The organism is Ideonella lacteola (assembly GCF_038066555.1).
GTDB lineage: Bacteria > Pseudomonadota > Gammaproteobacteria > Burkholderiales > Burkholderiaceae_C > Ideonella > Ideonella lacteola.
In genome coordinates, this window is the sequence record NZ_JBBUTG010000029.1 from 50825 (window position 1) to 74640 (window position 23816).

The 23816-nt window shown below is 68.5% G+C and carries 15 protein-coding genes; all 15 read left to right on the forward strand.

Annotated elements, in window-relative coordinates; genetic code table 11:
- The first annotated feature begins 2 nt into the window (after window positions 1–2).
- The 15 genes from vgrG to AACH06_RS27030 all read left to right on the forward strand — a co-directional run bounded on the left by vgrG (window position 3) and on the right by AACH06_RS27030 (window position 23434).
- Entirely contained in the window at window positions 3–1790 is a 1788-nt protein-coding gene (vgrG, locus tag AACH06_RS26960; RefSeq protein WP_341428914.1) for a type VI secretion system tip protein VgrG, read from the forward strand.
- Window positions 1791–1817: 27 nt separating this feature from the next.
- Window positions 1818–2117, forward strand: a complete 300-nt coding sequence (locus tag AACH06_RS26965) for a PAAR domain-containing protein (RefSeq protein WP_341428915.1) — start codon at window positions 1818–1820, stop codon at window positions 2115–2117.
- A gap of 77 nt (window positions 2118–2194) precedes the next feature.
- The gene (locus AACH06_RS26970) at window positions 2195–2602 is read left to right on the forward strand and encodes a GPW/gp25 family protein (RefSeq protein WP_341428916.1); all 408 of its coding nucleotides are present in this window, start codon (window positions 2195–2197) and stop codon (window positions 2600–2602) included.
- 18 nt (window positions 2603–2620) lie between these two features.
- The gene (locus AACH06_RS26975) at window positions 2621–6523 is read left to right on the forward strand and encodes a hypothetical protein (RefSeq protein WP_341428917.1); all 3903 of its coding nucleotides are present in this window, start codon (window positions 2621–2623) and stop codon (window positions 6521–6523) included.
- A 58-nt stretch (window positions 6524–6581) separates the two neighbouring features.
- Entirely contained in the window at window positions 6582–7382 is an 801-nt protein-coding gene (locus AACH06_RS26980) for a hypothetical protein (protein ID WP_341428918.1), read from the forward strand.
- A 17-nt stretch (window positions 7383–7399) separates the two neighbouring features.
- Window positions 7400–10006, forward strand: a complete 2607-nt coding sequence (locus AACH06_RS26985; protein ID WP_341428919.1) for a hypothetical protein — start codon at window positions 7400–7402, stop codon at window positions 10004–10006.
- Window positions 10003–12504 (forward strand): contractile injection system tape measure protein, encoded by a 2502-nt coding sequence (locus AACH06_RS26990; RefSeq protein WP_341428920.1) that lies wholly within the window; start codon window positions 10003–10005, stop codon window positions 12502–12504. The genes AACH06_RS26985 and AACH06_RS26990 overlap by 4 nt, the downstream gene beginning before the upstream one ends.
- Window positions 12488–13828 carry an ATP-binding protein gene (locus tag AACH06_RS26995; protein WP_341428921.1) on the forward strand — a complete coding sequence of 447 codons (1341 nt, stop codon included), beginning with the start codon at window positions 12488–12490 and terminating at the stop codon, window positions 13826–13828. Before AACH06_RS26990 ends, AACH06_RS26995 begins: the two co-directional genes overlap by 17 nt.
- Window positions 13825–16662 carry an Ig domain-containing protein gene (locus tag AACH06_RS27000; RefSeq protein WP_341428922.1) on the forward strand — a complete coding sequence of 946 codons (2838 nt, stop codon included), beginning with the start codon at window positions 13825–13827 and terminating at the stop codon, window positions 16660–16662. The genes AACH06_RS26995 and AACH06_RS27000 overlap by 4 nt, the downstream gene beginning before the upstream one ends.
- Window positions 16663–16701: 39 nt before the next feature.
- The gene (locus AACH06_RS27005; RefSeq protein ID WP_341428923.1) at window positions 16702–17565 is read left to right on the forward strand and encodes a bestrophin-like domain; all 864 of its coding nucleotides are present in this window, start codon (window positions 16702–16704) and stop codon (window positions 17563–17565) included.
- Window positions 17562–17873 (forward strand): hypothetical protein, encoded by a 312-nt coding sequence (locus AACH06_RS27010; protein ID WP_341428924.1) that lies wholly within the window; start codon window positions 17562–17564, stop codon window positions 17871–17873. Before AACH06_RS27005 ends, AACH06_RS27010 begins: the two co-directional genes overlap by 4 nt.
- Window position 17874: 1 nt before the next feature.
- Entirely contained in the window at window positions 17875–19575 is a 1701-nt protein-coding gene (locus tag AACH06_RS27015) for an eCIS core domain-containing protein (protein ID WP_341428925.1), read from the forward strand.
- A gap of 28 nt (window positions 19576–19603) precedes the next feature.
- A complete protein-coding gene (locus AACH06_RS27020; RefSeq protein ID WP_341428926.1) occupies window positions 19604–20878 on the forward strand; it encodes a hypothetical protein in 1275 nt (424 codons plus the stop codon).
- A 12-nt stretch (window positions 20879–20890) separates the two neighbouring features.
- On the forward strand, window positions 20891–22489 hold the full coding sequence (locus tag AACH06_RS27025; RefSeq protein ID WP_341428927.1) for an eCIS core domain-containing protein: 1599 nt from the start codon (window positions 20891–20893) through the stop codon (window positions 22487–22489).
- A 129-nt stretch (window positions 22490–22618) separates the two neighbouring features.
- Window positions 22619–23434: a hypothetical protein gene (locus AACH06_RS27030; protein ID WP_341428928.1), complete on the forward strand. Its 816-nt coding sequence runs from the start codon at window positions 22619–22621 to the stop codon at window positions 23432–23434.
- The last annotated feature ends 382 nt before the right edge of the window (window positions 23435–23816 follow it).

The following is a 23816-nucleotide window of genomic DNA, read 5'->3' on the forward strand; positions in this document are numbered from 1 at the left end:
CCATGCCCGTCTCCCCCGACAGCGACACCGACGGCCCGGTCCGGGTCTCAATCACCTGCGACGGCACCGAGAAATCCGACCTGCCAGTCGTCTCGGTCACCGTGCGGCAGGCGCTCAACAGCATCCCTTGGGCGCGGTTGGTGATCGCCGATGGCGACATGCCCACCGGCAAGGCCCCGCTGAGCGACGGCGCGTTGTTCAAGCCGGGTGCGGCCATCGTGGTGAAGGCGGGTTATGGCGACGAAGAATCCGAAATCTTCAGCGGCATCGTGGTGCGCCACGGCTTTCGCATCACCGGCAACAACTACAGCCGGCTGGAAGTGGAGTGCCGCCACAGTGCCTGCAAGATGACGCTCGGGCGAAAGAGCGCCCACTATGTCGACCAGACCGACAGCGCCGTCATCGAGACGCTGATCGGCAACGCCGGCTTGACGGCGGATGTGTCGAGCACCAGCGTGACCCACAAGGAGCTGGTGCAACACCACAGCAGCGATTGGGATTTCATGCTCGCGCGTGCCGATGTGATGGGCCTGGTGGTCCAGTGCACCAGCGACAAGGTCAGCGTGAAAGCGCCCGACTTCACCACCGCCGCCGAGTTGAGCGTGACCTGGGGCGTGGACCTGATCGACTTCTCGGCCGACATCGACGCCCGCCAGCAGTGGAAATCGGTGCAGGCCAACAGTTGGAGCCCGTCTCAGCAGGGCCTGCTGCAGGGTGCCGCAGCGTCGCCGCTGGCCGGCAATTCGCAAGGCAACCTCGATGGCTCCACGCTTGCGGCGGTGGCGTCGCCCGATGTGTATGCGCTGCAAAGCGCGGCCCCTCAGACGAAAGACGTGCTCGACGCCTGGGCCAAGGCGGCGCAGCTGAAGGCCACGCTCGCCCGCGTCCGCGGAAGGCTGAGTTTCCAGGGCAACGCCAAGGCACTGCCCGGCACGCTGCTCACGCTGGCAGGCGTGGGTGAACGATTCAGCGGCGATGTCTACCTGAGCGCGGTGCAGCACGAGATCGCCGAAGGCAACTGGCTGTGCCGGGCCGAGTTCGGCCTGCCACCCGATTGGCACATGGAACGCCCCGATGTGCGCACCCCAGCCAACGGTGGCCTGGTGCCCGGCATCCGGGGCCTGCACATCGGCGTGGTGATGAAGCTCGACGAAGACCCCGAAGGCGAGCAGCGCATCCAGGTGCAACTGCCCTACCTGCAGGTTGAAACGCCCGGCATCTGGGCCCGACTGGTGCAGGGCCACGCCAGCAACAGCTTCGGTCAGTTCTTCGTGCCCGAGGTGGGCGACGAGGTGGTGCTGGGCTTCTTCAACGACGACCCCGGCTACCCGGTGATCCTTGGCAGCCTCTACAGCAGCAACCACACCCCACCGTATGCGCTGGAGGCCGAGAACAACACCAAGGCCATCGTCACCCGCTGCCAGCACCGCATCGAGTTCAACGAGAAGGACAAGATCATCACCATCGAGACACCCTCGAAGAACACGATGGTGCTGAACGACAACGACAAGAGCGTGCTGCTCAAGGACCAGAACGGCAACAGCATCAAGCTCTCCAGCGACGGCATCGCACTCGACAGCCCGAAAGACATCAAGGTCACCGCCCAGGGCGGCATCACCCTCACCGCCACCACGGGCCTCAAGCTCGATTGCCAGGCCGACATCCAGGCGCAGGGCATGAACATCACCGCCCAGGCTCAGGTTGGCTTCACCGGCAAAGGCTCGGCCACCGCCGAGCTGTCGGCCGCAGGCCAGACCACCGTCAAGGGCGCGATGGTGATGATCAATTGAACCGCGTCAACCCGCCAGGACCCCGCCATGCCCCCCGCCGCCCGCCTCACCGACATGCACACCTGCCCGATGCAGACCCCCGGCCTGCCTCCCATTCCCCATGTGGGCGGGCCGGTGATCGGCCCCGGGGTGCCCACGGTGCTGATCGGCAAGCTGCCCGCCGCGGTGGTGGGTGACAACGCCGTGTGCGTGGGCCCGCCCGATGTGATCGTCAAGGGTTCCGCCACGGTGATGATCGGCAAGAAGCCCGCCGCCCGGGTGGGCGACACCACCGGCCATGGCGGCAGCATCGTGCTGGGCCTGCCCACCGTGATCATCGGAGGCTGAGCCATGGCGCCCTCGTGTTTCATCCTCGCCAACGACATGGCCCACTCCGTGGCCGCTCACCTGCAGAGGGAGCCGCGATGAGCTTCCTGGGCCGAGGCTGGAGCTTTCCGCCGCGCTTCGACAACCGCCAGCACGTGGTGATGGTCGAGCACGAAGAGGACATTGAAGAAAGCCTGCGCATCCTGTTCCGTACCCGGGTGGGCGAGCGGGTGATGCAGCACGGCTATGGCACCCGCCTGCACCAGATGGTCTTCCAGGAGGTCAACCAGCAGACCATCACCGAGATGACCGACATGCTGAAGAAGGCGGTCATGTACTTCGAGCCGCGGATCAAGCTCGAACAACTCGATGTGCGTCCGAACCCCGACGACCTGGCGCGCCTGGATGTGCTGCTGCGCTACCGCGTTCGCACCACCAACACCCGTCACAACATGGTCTACCCGCTCTACCTGGACCAGGCCAGCCACCCGGTTCAAGCCGGCTGAAGCCCCGCGAGGATCTGCATGCACCCCGGCTCACAGCAGGACCAGCGGCTCAGCCCCGCGCTCGCTCCCGGCTACTTCCGGCCGGATGAGCTGAGCCTGGCCCAGCGGCTGCGCCAGGTGCTGCAGTTGGGCCGCCACCTGCGTTTCATTGACACCCAGGGCTCCGATGCCGGCCACTGGGGCCAGATGCTCGAACAAGACCTGAGCATCCTGCTCGCGGAGATTGCCGCCCAGCCGGTGGACGACCTCGATGCCGAGGCCGGCCAGTTCGCGTGGATGCCGCCCTCACGCGCTTTCAGCCACTGCCTGCGGCTGGCCCGCCAGCTCGACCGCTGGTACGCCCTGCTCGACGACGACACCGAGGCACGCGACCAGCCGATACGCCAGGTGCTGCGGCAGCCGATCGAGCGCGCACTGACCCAGTCGCTGGGCAAGCAGCTGCAGGCGGTGTTGTTGATCGCTCAGGCCCCGTCGGCGGCCTGGGCAGGTTGGCACACCGCCTGGGGCCTGCATGCCCGTCTGCCACAGGCGAATGAGGCCGCCGATGAACCGGTGAGCAGCCAATTGCGCCGGCTGCGCCTGTTCTGGATGGCGATGTGCCGGCTGGTGCGCCTGCTGTCGGTGCTGGCGCTCCAACAGCTTCCGGCCAGCCTCACCACCGGATTGCACGAGCCGGGCGTCGGCCTGCTGCTGGCCTGGACGCAGTTGCTGCAGCAGACCCGCGAACCGCTCAACCTGTTCGACACGCGGCTGACCCACCACTACTACACCGAGCGGCTGGGCTTTCTGCCGCTGCCGGCCGGGGCCGATCGGGTGCACCTGGTCCTGGAACGAGACCCTCGCTACCCCAAACCGGTGATGCTGCCGCCAGGCTGGCGCTTCGTCGCGAATCTCGATCGGGGCAGCAGCAGCTATGCCGCCGAGCACGCGCTGCACGTGAGCCCGCTCAAGGTCACCCAGCTGCTCAGCCTGAGGCATGTGTTCGACCGGCAGATCTCGCCCGAGCACGAGTACGGCTTCGCCACCCAGGCGCTGGCGCGCCAGTGGCCGGTGCCCACCACCGACCAGGCGGCCGATACCCGCGCCCCCTCGGTGCCGATCCTGGGCGGCGGCGCCGGCAGCGTGCCGGCCCGGCAGGGTGTGGCGATCGCCTCGCCACTGCTGGCGCTGCGCGAGGGGCTGCGGGACATCGAAGTCACCCTCACCGTGGCGGCGCCCGAAGGGGTGGAGCTGCCCTTGCCGGATGCTGGCGCCGATCTGGTCGTCTGGTGCATGCGGCTGAACGCCCAAGAGGCGGCAGACGGCTACGCCGAGCCCGACCCGACGGGCGATCAAGCCCGCGCGCTGGCGGCGGCGCTCCAGCCGGTCCTGGCCGACAGCCCCGGCCTGCGGCAAACGCCGTGGCTCGCGTTTCTGCTGGCGCGTTGCCTGGCTGCCCACGACGGCCCGCGCCTGCTGCCGCGGCTGGGCCGGTTCCTCGCGGTATGGCTGTGCGCCACCGGTGCCGCCCTCGACGCGTCGGCCGCCCTGCATCTGCGCGCCCACGCCCGCGCCGTGCTCAATGAGACCGATCACGTCGACGTGGACGACCCGCTGTCGCTGCTGTTCTCAGACGCGCCACTGGAACGGCCCCTCGTTTTCGACCGGGTGTTCCGCGGCGCCTGGCGCGCCCAGTTGCCCATTGCCACCGGTTGGCTCGACCTGGGCGAAGCCTTTGTCCGGCGCGGCGAAGCGCCCCACGGCGCCGGCGCCGGCATCGTCGTCAGCCTTCGGCTGTCGGCAGACCTGCCCGCCATCGTGGCCGCCAGCGAAACGGTGCACGGCGCCGGCTGGCCCACGTTGCCGGTGCTGCAGCTGCTGCTGCACAACCGCAGCCGGCTGTTCGCCAGCAGCCTGCTGCAGCAACTGCGTCTCGATTCGGCCGAGGTGATGGTAGCGGTGCACGGCGCCCGCAGCCTGCAGCTGCACAACCAGCTCGGCCGGCTCGACCCGGGCAAGCCCTTCATGCCGCTGGGCCCGCTGCCCGACGCCAGCGCGTACCTCGTCTTCACCCACGCCGAACTGGCCGCCAAGCCGCTCGAGCACCTGTGTCTGAACCTGCGCTGGAGTGGCCTGCCGCCACGCGGGATGGCCCGCCACTACGCCGAATACCCCGGCCGCGATTGGGACGAGCCCTCGTTCCGCGTGCAACTGTCGTTGCTCACCGAGGGACGTTGGCAGGCGGCGGGTGGCCCCACGCTGCCGCTGTTCGGCGAACGTGGACAAGCGGGCCATCACCTGGAAGTGGCAGGTGCCGAGTTGCTTCGCCTGCACCACCCGATGATGCTGCAGCCAGCCCCGCCAGGCCAGCCTGCCGAAGCGCCGGAGTTCGGCTTGAGCAGCCGCCAGGGCTTCTTCAAGCTGCAGCTCGCCAGCCCGCCGGATGCGTTCGGCCATGCGCTCTACCCCCGTCTCATGGCCGAAACCCTCACCGCCAACAGCCGCGTCAAGCCCGAGCGCGCCCGGCCGCTGCCCGAGGCGCCGTACACACCGGTGCTGGAGTCGATGACGGTCGACTACCGCGCCCGCCAGCGCATCACCGCCCGCGTCAGCGCCGAGCACGCGGGCTCGGGCGAGCTGCTGCACATCACACCCTTCGGCGTGCAGGCCCTGCGGCATGTGCCGCCTTCCACGCCGGTGCACGTGCTGCAGCGCTGGCACGGCGCGGGCCAACTCTTCATCGGGCTCGATGGGCCCAGCGCCGAAGGCAGCCTGAGTCTGCTGTTCAAGCTGCGCAGCGAGGCGGCCCGCGAAGCCCTCGGCCGGCCCACACCGGGCCTGCAGTGGCATGCCTGGCGTGGCCACGACTGGGTGCCCATCGAACCTCACCGCGTGCTGCTGGACAGCACCGAAGGCATGCTGCGCACGGGCCTCGTGGTGCTCGATCTTCCCGCCGGCCTAACCCGCGGCTGCACGTCGTTGCCGGGCCACAGCTTCTGGCTGCGGCTGTCCGGCCAGGGCGAGCTCGATCTGTTGGCGGGCCTGATCGGCGTGTGGACCAACGGCCTGTGCGCGCGCCGGCTGGGTGACTTCTGTGACACGCCGCTGCCGGCGGGCCGCATCCGCGCCGCCCTCGAGGCGACGCCGGGTCTCGCCACCGTGCGCCAGCCCTGGCCGTCGTTCGATCTGCGGCCGCAGGAAACACCGGGCGCCTGGGCCACCCGCGTGTCCGAGCGGCTGCGCCACCGCGCCCGAGCCATTTCACCGTGGGACTGCGAACGCCTGGTCCTGCAGGCCTTCCCCGAGGTCTTCAAGCTCAAGTGCATTCCGCGCACCTCCGGCGAGCCCGATGCGCCGGTGACCGTGGTCGTGGTGCCCACGCTGCCCGCCGGCTACGAAATCGACGGCACCGAGGCACCGCGTCTCGATGCATCGACGCTGCAGCGCATTGCCGCCTACCTCACCGACCGCATGCCGCCCCATCAGCCCTTGCTGGTGCGCAATGCCAACTACGAGCGCATCCAGGTGCGCTGCACGCTGCGCCTGGCCCGCGGCGAGCCGCAGGGCGAGCGGCTGCGCGAGCTGAACCAGAGCCTGCGCGACTACCTGTCGCCCTGGCGGCCCGGCGGCATCACCACGCGCTTCGACTGGCAACTTCGCGCCGACGAGGTCGAAGCCTTCCTGCGCGGCCAGCCAGGGGTGGAGGCCATCGGCCAAGTCTCGCTGCTGCACATCGTGTCGAGCGACCAGCAGCTCTACACCCTGTCGGACACGGCCCGCGGCGACCGCCACGTGCGCCCCGCACACGCGTGGAGCCTGGCCCTGCCCACACGGGGCCACCTGCTGGAGCTGGTCGACCGCCCCTCGCCAGTGGCACAGGCCAGCGGGCTGGGCAAGCTCACCGTGGCCAGCAGCTTCATCATCGGAAAGGACGCGGCATGAGCGGGCGGGGCCACCCTCACACGCGCCTGTTCGCCGCCAGCCTGCGCGAGGTGCATCCATGACCTGGCGCAATCGCGAAACGCTGCGCAACTATTTCGCCGACGGCCAGCTGCCGACGCAGACGCATTTCGTCGACCTGATCGACTCGATGCTGAACATGGTCGACGAAGGCTTCCGCAAGACGGTGGCCAATGGGCAGGAGCTGTACGCCCCGGTCGGCCATCACAACCTGCTGAGCTTCTACCGCGACCAGTCGCCCCAGCAGGCCCTCTGGCGCATGAGCCTGGGCCCGCAACGGCACCAGCTGCAGTTCCAGCCGCCCGATGACGGTGAACCGCTGCTGAGCCTGGATGCCCAGCGGCGCGTCGGCATCGGCACGGTGGATCCGCAGTCCACCCTCGACGTGCAAGGCACGGTGAGCAGCCACGGGCGCCAGGGTGCCCTGCCCCTGCCTGCCAAGCCGCTGCTGGCCAACGGCAAATGGCAAGACCTCACCGGTGACCTCGAAGGCTGCCAAGGCTTCGAGGTGGTGGCCGGTGCTGGCGGCCAACGTGGCAGTGGCCACTTCGGCCTGCTGCATGCCGTGGCCCTGTCGGCCTACAACCCCGGCGGCTGGCTGGCACGCTGGCATGCCCGCCGCGGCATACGGCAAACGCAGGCCTGGTGGGGCCGCCGCTGCGACAAGCTGCAGCTGCGCTGGAACGGCACGCATGGGCGCAAGGCGGTCTACCGGCTGCAGATCCGCACCGGCTGCAATTTCGGCGAGGACGTGCGCATCCAGGCGCACGTCACGCAGCTGTGGTTCGACCGGCACATGGAGCAAGGCCGCCCGCCCGAAACCCCGAAGCCCACCGCCTGAAGGCCCCCGCCGCTGCCATGAAGCCCACCGACGCCATCGCCAGCATCGCCCGACACACCTCACAGGCGCCAGATGCACTCGGCTTCGACGCGCTGCGGCTGCACGCCATCACCGCAGCCCAGCGCGCCAGCGGCGAGCTGTGGACCGACTTCAATCTGCACGACCCCGGCGTCAGCCTGCTGGAAGCGCTCTGCTACGCGCTGACCGAAGACCTGTTCTCCGCCCGCCAGCCCGTGGCACCGCTGCTCGGCCTGGCGCCCGATGACGGCCCCGCCGCCTGGGCCCGGTTCGGCCTGCACACCCCGCCGGATCTGCTGCCCAGCCACCCCTGCACCGAAGACGACTGGCAGCTGTGGCTGCTGCAGCAACTGCCGCATGCGCGCCAGCTGTACATGCAGCCGCTGTGCGACGAGCGGCGCTGCGCCACCGGCTTGTGGCGCATGGCCCTGCAGAGCTACAGCGACACCCCACTCGACCGGCATGACCTGCAACGCAAGGCACTGCAGGCCTACTGGCCGCACCGCAGCCTGGGCGAAGACCTGGATGGCCCGCCCACCATGCTGCGATCACGCTGGGTCGATCTGAAGATCTCGCTCGAGCTCGAAGGCCATCGCGACGTGTGCGAGCTGCTGGTCGAGCTGCTGCAGCGCTGTGACGACGTCATCTCGGCCCGCCTGCCCGAGGGCCTGCCCCCCGGCAACGCGATCGATCTCGACGCCGAGGGCCCACTGGGCCGCCCCCTCACGCCCGAAGAACGCACCTGGCTGGACCAGGACCCGGACTACCTCTACATCGGCGACCTGACCCGGCAGCTGTTGAGCATGGAGGGCATCGCGTCAGTCGATTCGCTGGTGCTCTCGCTCGCCGACGGTGAGGCGGCCGAGCCCCTGGACGACGTGGCCACGCCGCCCGGTACGGTGCGGCGCCGCGGGCCCGATTGGGCCTTGCGCCTGCGCTGGCCCGACACGGAAGCCCAATTGCGCCAATGGCAGTTGCGGCGCGAAGGCGGCCCCGTGCAGGTGCCGGCCCAAACGCTGCTGCAGTTGCTGGCCGACCACCGGCAGATGCCGCTGCGCCTGGCCGCCGCGTCGCTGACGCCCCCGGCCGAGGCCGGGGCCGGGGCCGACACCACGCCGATGCGCCCCCTGCCTGAAGTGCGACGAGACCACTATCCAGCCAGTGCCGCCCTGCCGCCGCTGTACCGCCAGGCCCTGCTCGACCAGGCCCGCCGCCAGCCCGGCCTGCGTGACCAATGGCACGGCTACCTCGGCCTGCTCGAGCAAGGCCTGAACCAGGTGCAGGTGCAACGCGAACAGCTGCCTCACCTCTACGCGCTGGACGAAGAAGACACCCGCAGTTGCTGGACGAGCCTGCCCGGTGACGAGCAGTTGCCCGGCATCGACGCGCTCTACGCCGTGCCGCGCGATCAGTTGGAAAACGCGCGCTGGATCGACGAAGACCAGCTCAGTCGCCGCCACCGTGTGCTCGACTATCAGCTGGCGCTGCACGGTGAATCGCTCGACCACGCCGGGCTGCAGGGTCTGCCGTGCTACTTCACGCCGCAGGCCTGGCCGGTGCATCTGCTGCGGCTCAAGCGCCAGTTTGCACGCCGCCTGCTGCGCCTGGGCCGGCTGCGGGGCGCGGCCGCCGACCTCAGCCGGCCGATGATCGGCCAGCCCGACAACACACCACCCATGCAAGAGCGCCTGGCCTTGATGCTGGGCCTGGCCCAAACCCACAGCCGCTGGCTGAGCCCCAGTTGGCAATCGCAGCAACTGCCCGCACCGGAAGAGTGGCCCGTGACGGACGCCGGCCCGGCGTCCACCACCGTCGCCGCCCCCCGCCCCGACCAGGGCCCGGCGACCGAGACGCAGACCTTCGAAACCCTGCGCGGCGTCCACTTCACGATGAAGGCGCCGGGCGACACCCAACCGGTGCTCAACCCCACCGCACGGCGGCGCAGCATCCAATGGCCCCCACTGCGCAACGCGATGCCCCCCATCCAGCAGGGCCTGCCGGCACCGTTGCTGCGCGCGGCGGTTCGACCGGAGGCGTTCCAGTGGTCGCCCGCTGAAGGCGGCCAGCTCTGGCTGGGCCCCGACGAGGCGGGCCGGCATTGGCTGCTGGCCGGTGGCCTGGACGAGGCCCGCGCCCAAGACCACGGCCGCGCGCTTCACGAGGCCGCCTGTCAGTTGCAGGCGGCTGGCGAAGGCCTGCACCTGGTCGAGCACGTGCTGCTGCGCCCGCTCGCCGCGGCCCATCAGGGCAAACAGGGCGAACAGGGCGCCGCGGCCTCCGTGGCCTGCCCTGCCGCGGGCGAGCTGCAGATCAGTCTCGTCTTCAGCGGCTGGACGGCCCGCGGCGCCGACCCCCGTTTTCGCAGCCTCGCGCGCCAGATCACCGCCCGCGAGGCCCCGGCGCACCTGCGCTGCCAGTTGCTCTGGCTCGACGCCTCGCAGATGCTGCGCTTCGAGGTGGCGTGGCAGGCCTGGTTGGCGGCGCGGCAGGCCTATGCGACCGAGTTGATGAGCGAGCCCGGCACGCCTCGGCTGGAGGCCGCTGCCATTCGGCTCGACGAACGTTCCGCGCGGCTGCTCGCCTTGCTGCAGGAGGCCGCGCGATGAACCACCGCGTGGAAACCATGCGCTGCGAGCTGCGATTCAGATCGCCGCATGCGGCCCTGGAAGGCCACCCGATGCAAGACCGCCTGGCCCGCTTCTTCCGGGGCGAGGGCCTGCGCCAGATCGAAGCCCGCTTCGACCGGCACGACCGCTCAGGCCAGGTCTGGCAGATCGACCGGCTGGAGATCGACCTCGGCCGGCTCTCACGCCGGCAGGACCCGCACCAATGGGCCGCCCGGCTGGACGAAGCGCTCGATCTCGCGCTCGCCCGGGCACGCCAGCGTGACGATCGGCCCGCACTGCCCTCGGCGCGGCTGCATGCCATCGACCAGTTCCTGTTCTACCTGGAGAACGGCCACCTGCCTTGGGGCGTGTCGCTGCCCGGCCGCCGGGCCTCGGCCGATTGGCTGGCGCAACTGGCGCGCGCACACGGGGTGCGACTGTGGGCGGCCCTGCAAGGCCATGCCGAGCGCGACCACCTGCTGCAGCGCCTGTCGCTGATCAGCCCGCACCACGGCTTGCATGCGCTGCTGGCCCAGCGCGATGCGCCGCTGGCCGCTTCGTTGCAGACGCTCGACGACACCTGCCTGCTGCCCCTGCAGGCCCACGGCTGGCTCAGTGCGCACCAGCGCCAGCAGTTGCAGCAGGCGCTGCGTTCGGTGGCCCTGCGGGTGCTGTGGGGTGCACGCGGCAGCGCGCTGGGCGCCGGCAGCCGGCCACAGCTGCTGGCAGCGCTGCGGGCCGCGATGGCGCAACACATCGGGCCGGCCTGGGCGCAGCGCATCGCGGCGCTGCCCGGGCGCCCTGCGGATTCGGCCACGGGCTGGCTCGGCGAGCTGCTGGCCTCACCCGCCCACCGCGCCGACGCGGGCACCGGTGAGGCCACGCCCGACGCCGAGGCCCCCACCCGCACCTGGGAGGCAGGCCTGCAGCAGCTGCGCGAGGCGCTCTCGCGCCCGCGCCGCCACAGCGCGAGCCACAGCGCCCGCATCGCCACGCTGCTGGGCCGCTTGTCGGCAGCCCATCCCGCCGCGCTGCGCAGCCGCCTGCTGCAGTGGGCCGGCGAACGCCGCCAACGGCGACAGTGGTCGCAGTGCCTGTCGCCCGAGAACACCGCCACCTTGATCGCCGCGATGAGCCCTGCCGGCGCGGCGAGCCGGCAGGGCCACCCCGGCAGCTCGTTGTGGAGCGATTCCTTGCGCCAGACGGCGATGCGCCTGCAGCGCGAAGCACCGGCGGATCGGCGCCCCGGCCTCGGCCGCCTGCAGGCCCTGCTGCTGGAAGCCTGCCTGCAGCGACTGGTCGAAGGCCAGCGCCTGCCTGACAGCCACAGCGCCTGGCAGGCCTTGTGGCAGCGGGCGTGGGAACAGTGGCTGGGTCATGGCGACGAGACCGACCCCCGCCTGCCAGGCGATGCCTCTGCGGCCGACCGACGGGACGCAGCCGCCGATCCAGCGACAAGCCAGCGCCCCGCCGCCACGTCGACACGCCAGCGACCCGAGCCACGCCCCGACCCGCGAAACGCCAACAGCCCGGCCCGCGAAGCGGACCGGCAGACGTCGGCCCGCCGCGCGAGCGATGACCGAACCGCACCGCTTGACCAGGCGCTGCAACACCTGGAGCGCCAATGCCGCGAAGGCCAATGGGCGTGGCCACAGCGCCTGCGCCTGGCCCGGCTGCTGGAGACGCCCGCAGCGTGCGAACGGTGGATGCAGTTGTTCGACGAATCGCGCCGCTGGCAAATGCTGAAAGCCCAGTTCGGCCCGGCCGTGCAAGGCCTGCAACAACGCGCCGGCCGGCTTCAGCAGTGGCTGACCGGCCTGGTGCGCGAGCCGGTGGCCCGGGTGCAAGAGCATTGGCGGCGGCTGTGCCGCTATCTCTTCATCCAGGGCTTGTCACCCGACCAGGCGGCGCTGCGCAGCCACTACCAGGCGGAACCGGTGCTGCCCCGCACCCGCACCGCACCACCGGCGCCCACCACCGACCCCATCTGGGTGGGCGACGCCGGCCAGGTGCTGCTGGCCGCTTACGCCGAGCGACTGTTCAAGCAGCAAAAGCTGATCGACCAGGGCCGCTTCATCGATGCCCACGCCCAGGCGCGAGGCGTGCAATGCCTGCAGACGCTCTGCCATGGCCCGGGCCCGGTGGATGAGGCGCAGACCGTGCTCTCGCGGCTGCTGTGCGGCGTGCCCCCGGCCGAGGTCTTGCCCGAGGTGCCCCCATTGCCGGACGACACGGTGACGCTGCTGGAGCAACTGCTGCAAGCTGTCATCGCGCACTGGAAAGCGGTGGGCCACACCTCGGTCGCCGGCCTGCGCGAGAGCTTCCTGCGGCGCGAGGGCCGCCTGCTGCGCGACAAGACACCGGCGGGCGACCCGCCGCGCTGGCGCCTGCGCGTGCAGACGCGCGGCTTCGACGTGCTGCTGGACCGTCTGCCGTGGAGCTTCCAGACGATTCGCCTGCCCTGGATGCAAGGAGCGCTGCATGTGGAATGGCGCTGAGAACCCGCATGCCCAGGCGCTGGACCTGGAGCTGGACTGGTTGAGCAAGATGCTCGACCTGCGCCTGGAACAACACTTCCAGCAGCTGCCCCACAACCCGGAGACAGCGCCGTCGCCGCCCGACCTGCCTGCCGACAGTGAGCTGGCCCGCTGGGTGAGCGAGATGGAACTCGGTGCCCCCGAGCGCCTGCTGCTGGCCCTGGCACTGGTGCCGCATGTGCGCCCCTGGGCGCTCGATCTGCTGTTCATGCGCAACCAGAACCTCGATCGGGGGTTCACCGAGTTCGGTGGCATCAAGTCGCAAGCACACGGGGGCTTCTTGCCCACCGGCGAGACGGCCGCCTTCGTGATCGCCGGCGAGCACCTGCCCTGGCGCATCCGCCTGCTGGACTGCTTCGACCCGCAGCATCCTCTGACCCGCCGGGGCCTGCGGCTGGACATGCCCCCGGCGAGCGAGCCTCGCCTGGCCGGCGCGCTGTTGCTGAGCAACGAGGCCCTGCAGCGCCTTTCCACCGGCCATGCCGACAAGCCGGACTACAGCGCGCAGTTCCCCGCCAAGCTCATCCGCACCGAGCTGGGTTGGGAAGACCTGGTGCTCGCGCCCGAGGTGATGGACGAGGTGGAGCAGATCTGCGCGTGGACCCAGTTGGAGCAGCGCCTGATGCGCGACTGGGGGCTGTCGCGCAGCCTGAAGCCCGGCTACCGTGCCCTCTTCCACGGCCCGCCAGGCACCGGCAAGACGCTGACGGCCACCTTGATTGGCCAGCGCGCGCAAGCGGATGTCTACCGCATCGATCTGTCGATGGTGGTCTCGAAGTACATCGGCGAAACCGAGAAGAACCTGGCCCGGGTGTTCGACCAGGCCGAGACGCGGCGCTGGATCCTGTTCTTCGACGAGGCCGATGCGCTGTTCGGCAAGCGCGGAGCGGCCAGCAACGCCAACGATCACCACGCGAACCAGGAGATCGCCTACCTCCTGCAGCGGGTGGAGGATTTTCCCGGCGTCGTCATCCTCGCCAGCAACCTGCGCAGCAACCTCGACGACGCGTTCTCGCGCCGCTTCCAGTCGATGATCTATTTCCCGATGCCCGATGTGGAGCAGCGCAACCGCCTGTGGCGCAGCATGCTGCCCGCACAGCACATGGCGGCCGATGTCGAGATCGCCACCCTGGCGCAGCGCTACGAGGTCTCTGGCGGTGCCATCGCCAACGTCATCCGCCATGCGGCGCTGACGGTGCTTCGCGATGGCCGTCATCAGGTGGGGCTGGCCGAGCTGCGCGCCGGCCTCGCCAAAGAACTGCGCAAGGAAGGGAGGACCCTGTGACCGCCCGTACCGAACGCATCCTGCAAGCGCTGTTGCTGGCAGCCTCGGTGGCCGGCCTGGTGCTGCCGCTGGGGCTGCGCGAGAGCCATGCCCAAACTGCCCCTTCCGCGGCACCAGCTTCGGCCCCAGCTTCCGCGGCTGCGGCCGGTGTCGCTCTGGCGGCCAGCGCACCAGCCAGCGCGGCAGCCAGCACATCCGCCAACGCATCGGCCAGCATCACAGCCGGCGCAACGGCGGCGTCCGCGGCCTCGGCCCCCGCCGTGGCGCGCGCCGCATCCAGCCCGTCGGCAGCCTCCGGCGCCGTCGTGCAGGTGCAGCCGGTGCGCCCGCCCGCCAGCCAGGCCACCGTGCGCCTGCCGCCGCGCCTGATCTGCGAGAACAGCGCCTCCGACCCCGACCGCTGCGACCCGCTCACCCTGGAGCGCAACCCCGTCACCCTGCCAGCGGCCACCGTCGGCAAAGCCTACCGCCGAGCGGTGCGGGCCGAAGGTGGCCTGCCGCCCTACCGCTTCGATTTGGCCCAGGGCAAGTTGCCGGCGGGCCTGGTGCTGTCGCCGCAAGGCGAGATCAGTGGCACGGCGAGCGCCATCGGGCCGAGCCAGTTCCGCGTGCGGGTGGTAGACGACCTCGGCGACGTGGCCAGTCAGGCCTACAGCCTGCGGGTGGTCGGCGACTCGCCTCGGCCGGCCAAGCCGGCATCGGCCCCCGCCTCACAGCCGGTGCTGCCGCTCACGCAGATCGATGTGAGCCAACCCGCGCCCACCGCGCACGCCCAGCCGACGGCGCGCGTCTATCAGCTGGAAGCGGCTCAACTCGACGCACTGAAGGAGCGGATCAAGGGCGGCGAAGCCCCGCCGGAGACCACCATCGTGGTCGATGGCAGCGCCCCGCCTGAAGCCGCACCCGAGCCTGCCGCAGCCGCCAGCGCCCCCACGCCGCCAGCGCCCGCCGACCTGGTCTGGAGCGATGCGCAGCACACCCAACTGGAAGCCCTGCTCAAGCCCGTGATGGCCGTGGAGTACCCGACGCGGGCGCTGTTCGAAGCGGCCGTGGATGCGCAGGTGTGCGCCCAGGCCTGGCAGCTCATCGTCAATGAAGCCCAGCGGCTCAAGCAATTGCCACCGAAGCAGCAAGACTTCGACAAGATCTGCACCGCCGCCCCCGCCCCGCGAACCACCAAGGCCGCACCCCGCGCCGCCAGCACCGCGACCCGTGCAGCCGCCGACGCATCGGCCACGGCCAGCGGGCCCGCGGCCGCGCCGGCGTCACCGCCGGCATCATCGCCCTCGACTGCGCCCGCAGCCGCACCCTCACCCGTCACCCCCACGGCGACCACGACCGCACCTGCCGCCCCCTCCACCGCCAGCGCCGCGGCGCCTGCGGGGCAACCGGTGTCCTGGCGCGACCTGCCCGCCTGGTTGATGCCCCTGGGCCTGCGAAGCTGGCTGGCCGATGCCGCCGTGCGAGAGCGGCCCCTGTCGACCACCAAGACACCGACTTGGACACCCGCCGCCGGATGCCAATGCAACCCGCCGCGCACCAAAGAGCCGCTCTACGCCGTCTACCCCAGTTGGCTTGCCGCGGACCCACCGAAACAAACCGTCGACTTCAGCCTCATCAACCGGCTGAGCTACCTGGCGCTGCCGCTGGGCAACGAGCAGGCGTTGAACCCCACGCAATGGACGGAAGCACAGACCGCCTTCATCCGCACCGCCCGCACCTTTGAAACCCGCGTCGACTTCGGCGTCTACCGGTCCGACTGGCGCTTTCTCGCCACCGAGCCCACCAGCCAACGCGACGCCGAGATCGAGCGGCTCACCGTCGACAACACCCGCATGACCCGCGAGATGCTGGACACGCCGCTGCCCGGCCTTGTCTCACGCGCCAAATCCTGGTTGCCAGGGTTTGGCGAGGTACAGCGCCTGGGCGACGGTGTGACGGTGTTCTTCGACCAGGCGCCAGACCCGCAGAAAGAGCCCCAGCTGGCGGCACGCTTCACCGACTTCTACCCCCGCTACGTCCAGGGCCTGACGCAGGCGATGCTGCAGAACCCCGATCGGGTCTACGCCATCAACCTGGTGATGACGGACAAGCAGATGTTCGACGAGCAGGGCCCCTTCACTCCCGCCAAGCTGTTCGCGCTGCTGAAGGCGGTTGAGAACCCCAAGGTCGTCGAGGGCCGCATCGTCGAGACCAGCAGCGACTACGTGCGCGGCAACAACATCGAGCTGCGCTTCCTGGTGCTGCTCTCCGAGCCCACCACCCGCACCGCCGAACGGCTGAGGGCCCTGATCGGCGGTACCCCCTCGCTCAACGAGAGCGACCGCCGCATCGTGCTGCGCAGCACCGTGCCCCTGCTGCTGCTGCCGCAGGACTCGATGCAGAACTACCTCGACGACCTCGTCTACGTGCAAGACAACTTCGGCGGCATCGGGTTCTGGCCCACGCCGGTGACCGAACCACAGTTCAACGCCCAACAGGCGTTGGCGCTGAGGACCACCTTCGGGCCGGATCAGAGCAACCGTGTCAGCCAGGCGGTGTGCGGCGTCGTCTGCCCGAACCGCTGGCTCGTCCGGCTGGCCTTCGAACTGCTGGTGCTGGCCGGTCTGGTGTGTTGGGCCGTCTTGCAGTGGCGCTGTGACCTGCGCGAGCGCTATGGCCGCTATGCCGCACTGGTCGCCGTGCCGCCAGTCATCGTGGGCGCGGCGCTGGCGCAATGCGACCCCGCGCTCGAATGGATGCGATCCAGCGGCATCACCTTGATCGCGCTGATCGCCCTGCCGCTGGTGGGTGCGATCTGGGTGCTGCTCAAACGCCGTGAGGACAAGCCGTGATGCTGACCGCAATCCCCCTGTCCGCCAAGAGGCCGCGCCATGCCCGTTGAAGCCTACGAACTGCCCAATGGGCTGCTGGGCCTGCTGGTGTGCGGCGGCTGGGTCACCATCGGCGTAGGCGGCTACCTGGGCTTCCAGCACTGGTGCCGACACCCCTTTGCCGAAGGCGAAAAGAACCTCGCCATCGCCTTGCTGGCGGTGATTGCCACGGTGAACTCACTGCTGCTCGCCTTCTCGGCGGTCTCGGTCTGGGATGCGTACGGCACTGCCGACAAGGCAGTGCGCGGCGAAGCGGTGACGATCGGGGCGCTGGCGCGCAACCTCTCGCTCTACGAGTCGGAGCAAGCGCTGCGGGCCCGCGACCTGCTGGGCCAATACGCGCAGGTGATCGTCGAAGAAGAATGGCCCGCCATGCGCCGCGGCGAAGCCAGCGACGCCGCCTGGGCCGCCCACGACCACGTCTTCAGCGCCGTGGGCCACCTGGCCCCCACCACCGCCCACGAATCGGCGCTGATGCCCGAAATCTGGCTGCTCACCAACGAGCTGCTGAAGTACCGCCGCGAGCGGCTCTACGCCAGCGAAGCCGCGGTGCCCGCCACCTTGTGGGTGGTGGTGATCGTGGGCACCCTGCTCACCATCGGCACCGCCTACATCTTTCCCCGCACTCCCTTCAACACCACCGCGGTCGGCCTGCTCTCCCTCTCACTCGGCCTGGTGTTCTTCTTCATCGTCGCCATGGACCGGCCCTTCGCCGGCACCGAGAGCATCACCCCCGCCCCCATCCAATCCGCCCTGCAGAAGATGAAGGGCTGGCACGACACCGGTCATGCCGCCGCCCCCACCCCACCGCGCGCCCCAGCCGCCTCGCAAACGCCCAAGCAGAAGCCCCAGGAGAAGCCATGAAGCAACACGCCCCCGTGCTCAAGAGCCACACCGTGCAGCGACAGGCCAGTGCGCATGCTGGCGCCACATCCGCACCAGACAGCCCGCGCCAGCGCGACCAGGGACACCACATCGCGCAATTGCAGACAGCGCCGGTCGCCCAACTGGCCGGGGGGAAGGTGCACCATCGTGCATCGAAGAAGAAGTACTTGGCAGATAAGGTAGGGGAGGAACAAGAAGCCACATCTGCCAAGGCACTGGCCATCAAAAAGGCCAGCCCGGTGCCCATCAGCAACAAAGAGGCGAAGCGGCAGGCCAAGGGGAAGTGACATGAAGACACGCACGCGCAACCAACGCGCAGGCTTGTCTACTCCCGCGTCGGAACCCGCATCGGCGGCTGCGTCTTCGGCTGCGCGACGGTTCGTCGATGGCAGTCCGCACCAATTGCACCAGGAGCGTCGCATCGCGCAGCTGAACGCCATGGCCCCACCGGCGACCTCCGACGGCCTGCCGGAACAGCTCACCCGGGGCATCGCGGCCCTGTCGGGCGAAGACCTGTCTGACGTGCGCGTCCACCGTGCCTCGGCCAGCCCTGCCCGGCTGCATGCGGCGGCCTATGCGCAAGGGCAGGACATCCACCTGGCACCGGGCAAGGAGCGCCACCTGCCTCATGAAGCCTGGCACATCGTCCAGCAGCGACAGGGTCGCGTCCGTCCGACCGGCCAGGTGGCCGGTCAGGCACTCAACGACGACCCGCGGTTGGAGCACGAGGCCGACGCCATGGGCAGCAAGGCCTTGCAGATGAGGCTGCCGGACCTGGGCGAGCCTCGGCAGCTGTACGCGGCGCATCCGTCCTCCTCGCAGGCGAGCGTCGTCCAGGCCTGGGCCGAAGAGGATTGGCTCATCGCCAGGCTTCGCGGACTGGACACGGTGCTGCGCGTCTACAAGGGCGTTCCCAATGAGCAGATCCTGTCCGAACTCGAAGAACTGACCGACGAAATCGAGCGAAAAGACTGGTTCAAGGCCGCGGCCGTCGTGGTGGCCTTGCGCGAGAAGTACGGCATCGACCAGTTCCCGCCGCCGCTGCTGCCGATCGATGCACCGGAGGTCGTCGGCGGCAACTTCATCCTGGAATCATCCCTCGCGATACCGCTGCGCGACCGTCCCCAATCGGACTTGCCGCCGCGGCCCGGGTCTCGCCGCATCGAGCTGGGCGCGGGAGACATGGCCTCGGCGGCCACGCTCGGTGCGAAGGACGACTTCACCGCCTACACCGAGTTCCGCAGTGAGGACGATACGCGCAGCGAATACCACGGCCGACTCGATGAGAACATCGAGAAGTTCAAGCAGACGAGCAACAAGACCAACACCATCAAATTCGGCATCGACGCCACGCAGGAAGGCACGTACAAGGACCTGCCGCTGACAGAGAACCTGCGATTCACTAACCCAAACCTCGGCCACGACGACATCAAGGAGCGACTTCGCACCATCGTCCTGGCCCCCCTGGACGAAGAAGACGACGACCGCGACGAGCTCTATCTCAGCTCGATGGGCATCGGCTTCTGGCTCGATGGCAAGCGCCTGAAGCAGTACAAGGAAAAACCGCCCAAGGACGACTGGCAATTCCCGTTGATCAGTTCGACCGCCAACACCATCGCCAGCGTGCGCAACGTCTTCATGCTGCAGCAGTTCCTGACCAACGCGCCCGCCAAGCTCATTCCCGGCTCCGGCAAGGTCGAGATCATCGTTTCGGCTTCGTACCTGACCAGTTGGCCCATCCTGAAGATCGCCAGCGACATGGGCTACAAGGCCGCCGTCCAGAACCCGTACGACCTGGGCTTTGAGAACGTCAAGACGCAGAAGTCCGAAGGGGTCAAGAAGAAGCAGGAGGCACCGGCCAAGAAGTGCCTCATCACCTTGTACCTGCCATGGGGTGGCGCGCTGTTCAAGACCAACTCCATGAGCTGGGTCGACAAGTTCACATCGGTGCCGTCGTCGTTGCTGATCCGCGTCCGGGCTCCGGATTGACCACCCCGCGGATGGTGCCAGGCTCGCTATGAAGACACCCGCTTCCCGACAAGGCGCCGAGCGGGCGGCGAGCTGGTCGAACCATGTCCCGGCCAGCGCAAGCCCTCCCGTCGCCTTGGCGGCCGCAGCCACCGGCTCACGCGTGCAGGCTCAACAGGCCCGCATCGCCCAGCTGCACGCGATCGCCCCGGTGCCTGCCTCCACACCCGTCGTCCAGCGTGATGTCGACAAGTCGTCAGGCACCCTGCTGCCCTCCGGGGTCATGCGCGTCGTCCTGAAGAAGGGACGGGCCCTCGGCATGAACGCCGGCAGCAAGGCGGCCCCCACCGTCAACGCGACAGTGACCTACACCCCACACGCCAATGCCGCCGATGCCGATCCCATCCGGCTGGTGCAAATCGTCAGGACCGAGAACCCCGAGACCCATGCCATCGGCTCGTGGGCTCACGGCAACGAAGCTCGTCGCGACAAGACCCAGACGCAGGGCGAACAAGGCAGCGAACCCGGCTGGTTTGTCGATCACACCGCCGACTCGCTCAGCCCGCGGCAGAAGCCCACCGATTCGGTCGTGCCGGACGCCTACATCGACGCGAGCTTCGAACACGATCACCATGGGCCCTTGGGCACCCCCAAGAAGTCCTACAAGGCGCTGGGCGGCAGCGAGAACGTCGAAGGCAAGAAGGCCGGAGCCACCATCACGCCGGCCAGTCTGGGTGACAGCCCGTCCTCCGAAGCGGCCTACGACTTCAGAGCTGAAGTCGTCGCCAAGGGGCTCGAGGTCGGTGGCGAGCAAATCTACGGTCGTGCCCTGTGGAGCTTCAGGACGGGCCCCAACGGCAAGGGAGGCCAGAAGATCACGGCACACGATGCGTCGTTCGCACTCGCGCCCACGGCCAACTTCCAGCCTGCCGTCGACAAATACGACGAGGTCTACCGAAACCCCACGGCCGAGACATCGCCAGAGAACGTCGAGCGGCATCTCGCCGTCATCGAATCCTTGACGCCCTCCGGGGCCGAGAGGGCGCAGAGCAAGGAGGCGCTCGGCGAAATCGTGGCCCGAGTCCACCGCAATGCGGCGACCACCCAGGACGGCATCAGGGCGCAGATGCTCGAATTCGCCGTCAACAGCCGGATCCAGCAGGCCGAGGCGCCTCCCGTTGTGCCCCGGACCGCGGACCAGGCCCACCCGCGACCTCAGGTGTCCACCACAAGCGTCGACGACCAAGGTATCGAATGGCAAGAGTTCACGGGCCCGACTGACACGGGATCGCAGGACGATTGGGCCGACTTCGACGGCCAGTAGCGGAGGTCGACCATGAGCACAGCCCCAAGAAGGCGTCACAAAGCCAAGTGCGTCGACAGTCCGCTGCACGTGCCGGCCAGCGAAGCGGACAACCTCGCCCGTACCGGCGACACACGCGGATGGTCCGACAGCCCACGTCAGCTGAAGCAGACCACGCAGATCGCTCAATTGCGGACAACCGATCCGACGGCGGTGCCACACCAGGACGGCCTGCCCGATGGGCTGCGCCGCGGCATCGAGTCGCTGTCCGGCGTGGACATGTCGGGCGTGCAGGTCCACCGCAACTCCGTCAAAGCGGCCGCACTCGGGGCGCATGCCTACGCCCAGGGCACGCACATCCACCTGGGGCCAGGGCAAGAGAAGCATCTGCCGCACGAGGCATGGCACGTCGTCCAGCAGCATCAAGGGCGCGTGCCCCCGACTCACCAGGTCGCCGGCGTTGCCGTCAACGGTGATGCCAGCCTGGAGCGAGAAGCCGACACCATGGGCTCACGGGCGATGTCAGTTGCACAACGCACCACCCGCTCGACACCGGATGCAGCCGTGCAGCGTCGGGCCATCGTCCAACGTGCCGCCGGGGAAGTCACCCAGCTGAGCTTCATGTCCCGATGGCGCTGGGGTGACTACTTCACGGCCTTGGGCCATCTGCGCTGCGACGCCATCGATACCGGAGAAGCGCGCACGACCATGGAAGAGACCGTCAATGCGCAAGGCGACGTCACGCACCGCATCGTCCACCTGCACACGTACACCAACGACGCGTGGGGCGAGGTGGGTACCGTGACGATGGACCGCTCGCCGCGGCCTGCGGTGCAGGGCCCGCTGCCGTTCGGTGGCGGTGCGCTGCCAGGCCCGGGCTACGACGACCGCGAGTTGACCCTGCACACGGCGGCGGCCGGCGGCGCTGGGAATGCCGGAGTCGCGACACACCTATTTCCCGCGGTGCTCGCGTGGATAGACCGCAGCCTCCATGGCGTGCAACAGCTGAACATGAACCCGGCCGGCGGTGCCGCGTCGAAGTCGGTGATCGCCGAACTGGGCGCGCGACTCGGCGACCCTACCAGCCACGGGCATGCCAACACCGCGCGAGCAACACGCAAGGCAGCGGAGGTCGCTGCACGCAATGCAGCAACCCTGGGCGGCCCTGCGGTGGTCGGCATCGGAGCCGCTGCCGGCGCCGGTGCACTGAACACCTGGGATACGCGCCTGAACACCGAACACGACCACGACCTGCGATCGTTGGACGCTTCACCGCACGCGGGGCTCTCGGTCAGCGCCGACGGCATGACCCTGGCCGGCCCGGCGGCGCCAGCCGACATCGCGACCATGCAGGCCCAGCGCGACTTCTTCGCCAATACCCTGGCGCTCGTCGTGCCGGATCCGGTGATCAATGCGGCCCATCCTGCCGCGGCCCACTTCCAGGCAGCAGCCGCACTGACCAACATGGTGATCGCCGCCGATCCGCGCAGCGCCGCCAGGATCCTGCGTATGGCGCGCCTGTCAAGCCGGTCCGGCGCCGCGGGAACGGGCGGGGCCCTGGATGCCGGCTACCAGATCACCTTGGGTGGGGCGGCATTGCAGCATTTGATGCCGAACGCTACGGGGCCGTGACTGTTGCTTCGCCCAAAGACCGAGGCGTGCCATTCCACATGGAACCACGCTGTCGTACCTTACGAAGGCCCGGATGAACGCTACCGCATTCGAAAATTTGGCGGACACATTGCAGAACCAGGACCCTCGATGAAAGCCTACGCGACGACTGCAACGGCAGTATCCCAGCCAGCCGCTGAAGTCCACTGCACGGTTCCAAGAGAGTCACGGAAGGGAGCCGACCAGACTCAATCACCCAGGATGGTGCAGCAGCGCCAGCGCGCCGCATCCCTTCTCGATGGCGAGCTCCAACGACGACAAAAGACTGGGTTGAGTGAAATTCAACTGAAATCGGATTTAAGCAGCCTGCAGGCGGAGCGCTCCAGCAGCTATCCAGTACAGCTCCATGGAAAGGGCATCGTTATCAGACCGCCCGAGGGAGCAATATATATGGGCTCCCATTTTACGCAATCATCGCACGACCTTAGTTTTCTAACCAACGGGGTCATGCCGACGTATGGACAGAACTTTGAAAATAAACTTCAGTTCGGCGAGGGCTTTTACATAACCGACGATCAGCAGGGCGCGAGATGGGGGAATCACGAGGGCCACACCGGTGCTGGCGAGCTCCGGAAGTGGGATGTATACATGGATTTGCAAGACTTCCAGAACCTGAAAATACTTGAGGCATCCGGCATGCCAACAGAACATCAGTGGCAACCGACACCGTACAAAGGCAACCCCAAACTGAAGAATTACATCGACAACTATGACGCCATAGTCGACACATACACCAACATAGAAACCCAAACGAAGGTGAGCGACACAAAGTTCAATACAAAGGTCCTTGATCTTCTGTATCTTGTGCCTGATGGATTCTATTACGAATTAATGCACGACCCTAATCACGCGATGTTTACCGAAGCTTGGGATGAGTACAAGCAAAACACCAAGAGAAACCAATAAATCTCCTGCCCATCCGTTTCGATTCAGCGGCGGTATCTCCCCCTTCGCACCAGCGATTCAGATGCATCCGATGTTCATCATCGAAGCGACGTTCCTGCAAAACCATGTTCGGGAGGGAGTACGTGAGCCCCATCCGGCCTGCCGCCTGCGTCCCATGTCCCGGCCCTCGCGATAGCGAATCCAGCGCGAATCTCCGCAACCCCGATGGGTCAACAAGATGAGCGGTCAACGAGGGATGCCTAGGAATGATCTGCACAAAGCAGGGCGCGACGTGCATGGACGCTGAAGAACACGGAATCTGGGCTCGAGATGCCAGAAACGGCTTCAGCCCGAGCTCTTGGGCGCCGATTCGGCGAGCGTAGCCCAGGCTTTCGCCGATTTG

What these genes read in the sequence shown, in the direction of transcription:
- vgrG (WP_341428914.1), top strand. Translation starts at nt 3, where the DNA reads ATGCCCGTCTCCCCCGACAGCGACACCGACGGCCCGGTCCGGGTCTCA.
- AACH06_RS26965 (WP_341428915.1), top strand. Translation starts at nt 1,818, where the DNA reads ATGCCCCCCGCCGCCCGCCTCACCGACATGCACACCTGCCCGATGCAG.
- AACH06_RS26970 (WP_341428916.1), top strand. Translation starts at nt 2,195, where the DNA reads ATGAGCTTCCTGGGCCGAGGCTGGAGCTTTCCGCCGCGCTTCGACAAC.
- AACH06_RS26975 (WP_341428917.1), top strand. Translation starts at nt 2,621, where the DNA reads ATGCACCCCGGCTCACAGCAGGACCAGCGGCTCAGCCCCGCGCTCGCT.
- AACH06_RS26980 (WP_341428918.1), top strand. Translation starts at nt 6,582, where the DNA reads ATGACCTGGCGCAATCGCGAAACGCTGCGCAACTATTTCGCCGACGGC.
- AACH06_RS26985 (WP_341428919.1), top strand. Translation starts at nt 7,400, where the DNA reads ATGAAGCCCACCGACGCCATCGCCAGCATCGCCCGACACACCTCACAG.
- AACH06_RS26990 (WP_341428920.1), top strand. Translation starts at nt 10,003, where the DNA reads ATGAACCACCGCGTGGAAACCATGCGCTGCGAGCTGCGATTCAGATCG.
- AACH06_RS26995 (WP_341428921.1), top strand. Translation starts at nt 12,488, where the DNA reads ATGTGGAATGGCGCTGAGAACCCGCATGCCCAGGCGCTGGACCTGGAG.
- AACH06_RS27005 (WP_341428923.1), top strand. Translation starts at nt 16,702, where the DNA reads ATGCCCGTTGAAGCCTACGAACTGCCCAATGGGCTGCTGGGCCTGCTG.
- AACH06_RS27010 (WP_341428924.1), top strand. Translation starts at nt 17,562, where the DNA reads ATGAAGCAACACGCCCCCGTGCTCAAGAGCCACACCGTGCAGCGACAG.
- AACH06_RS27015 (WP_341428925.1), top strand. Translation starts at nt 17,875, where the DNA reads ATGAAGACACGCACGCGCAACCAACGCGCAGGCTTGTCTACTCCCGCG.
- AACH06_RS27020 (WP_341428926.1), top strand. Translation starts at nt 19,604, where the DNA reads ATGAAGACACCCGCTTCCCGACAAGGCGCCGAGCGGGCGGCGAGCTGG.
- AACH06_RS27025 (WP_341428927.1), top strand. Translation starts at nt 20,891, where the DNA reads ATGAGCACAGCCCCAAGAAGGCGTCACAAAGCCAAGTGCGTCGACAGT.
- AACH06_RS27030 (WP_341428928.1), top strand. Translation starts at nt 22,619, where the DNA reads ATGAAAGCCTACGCGACGACTGCAACGGCAGTATCCCAGCCAGCCGCT.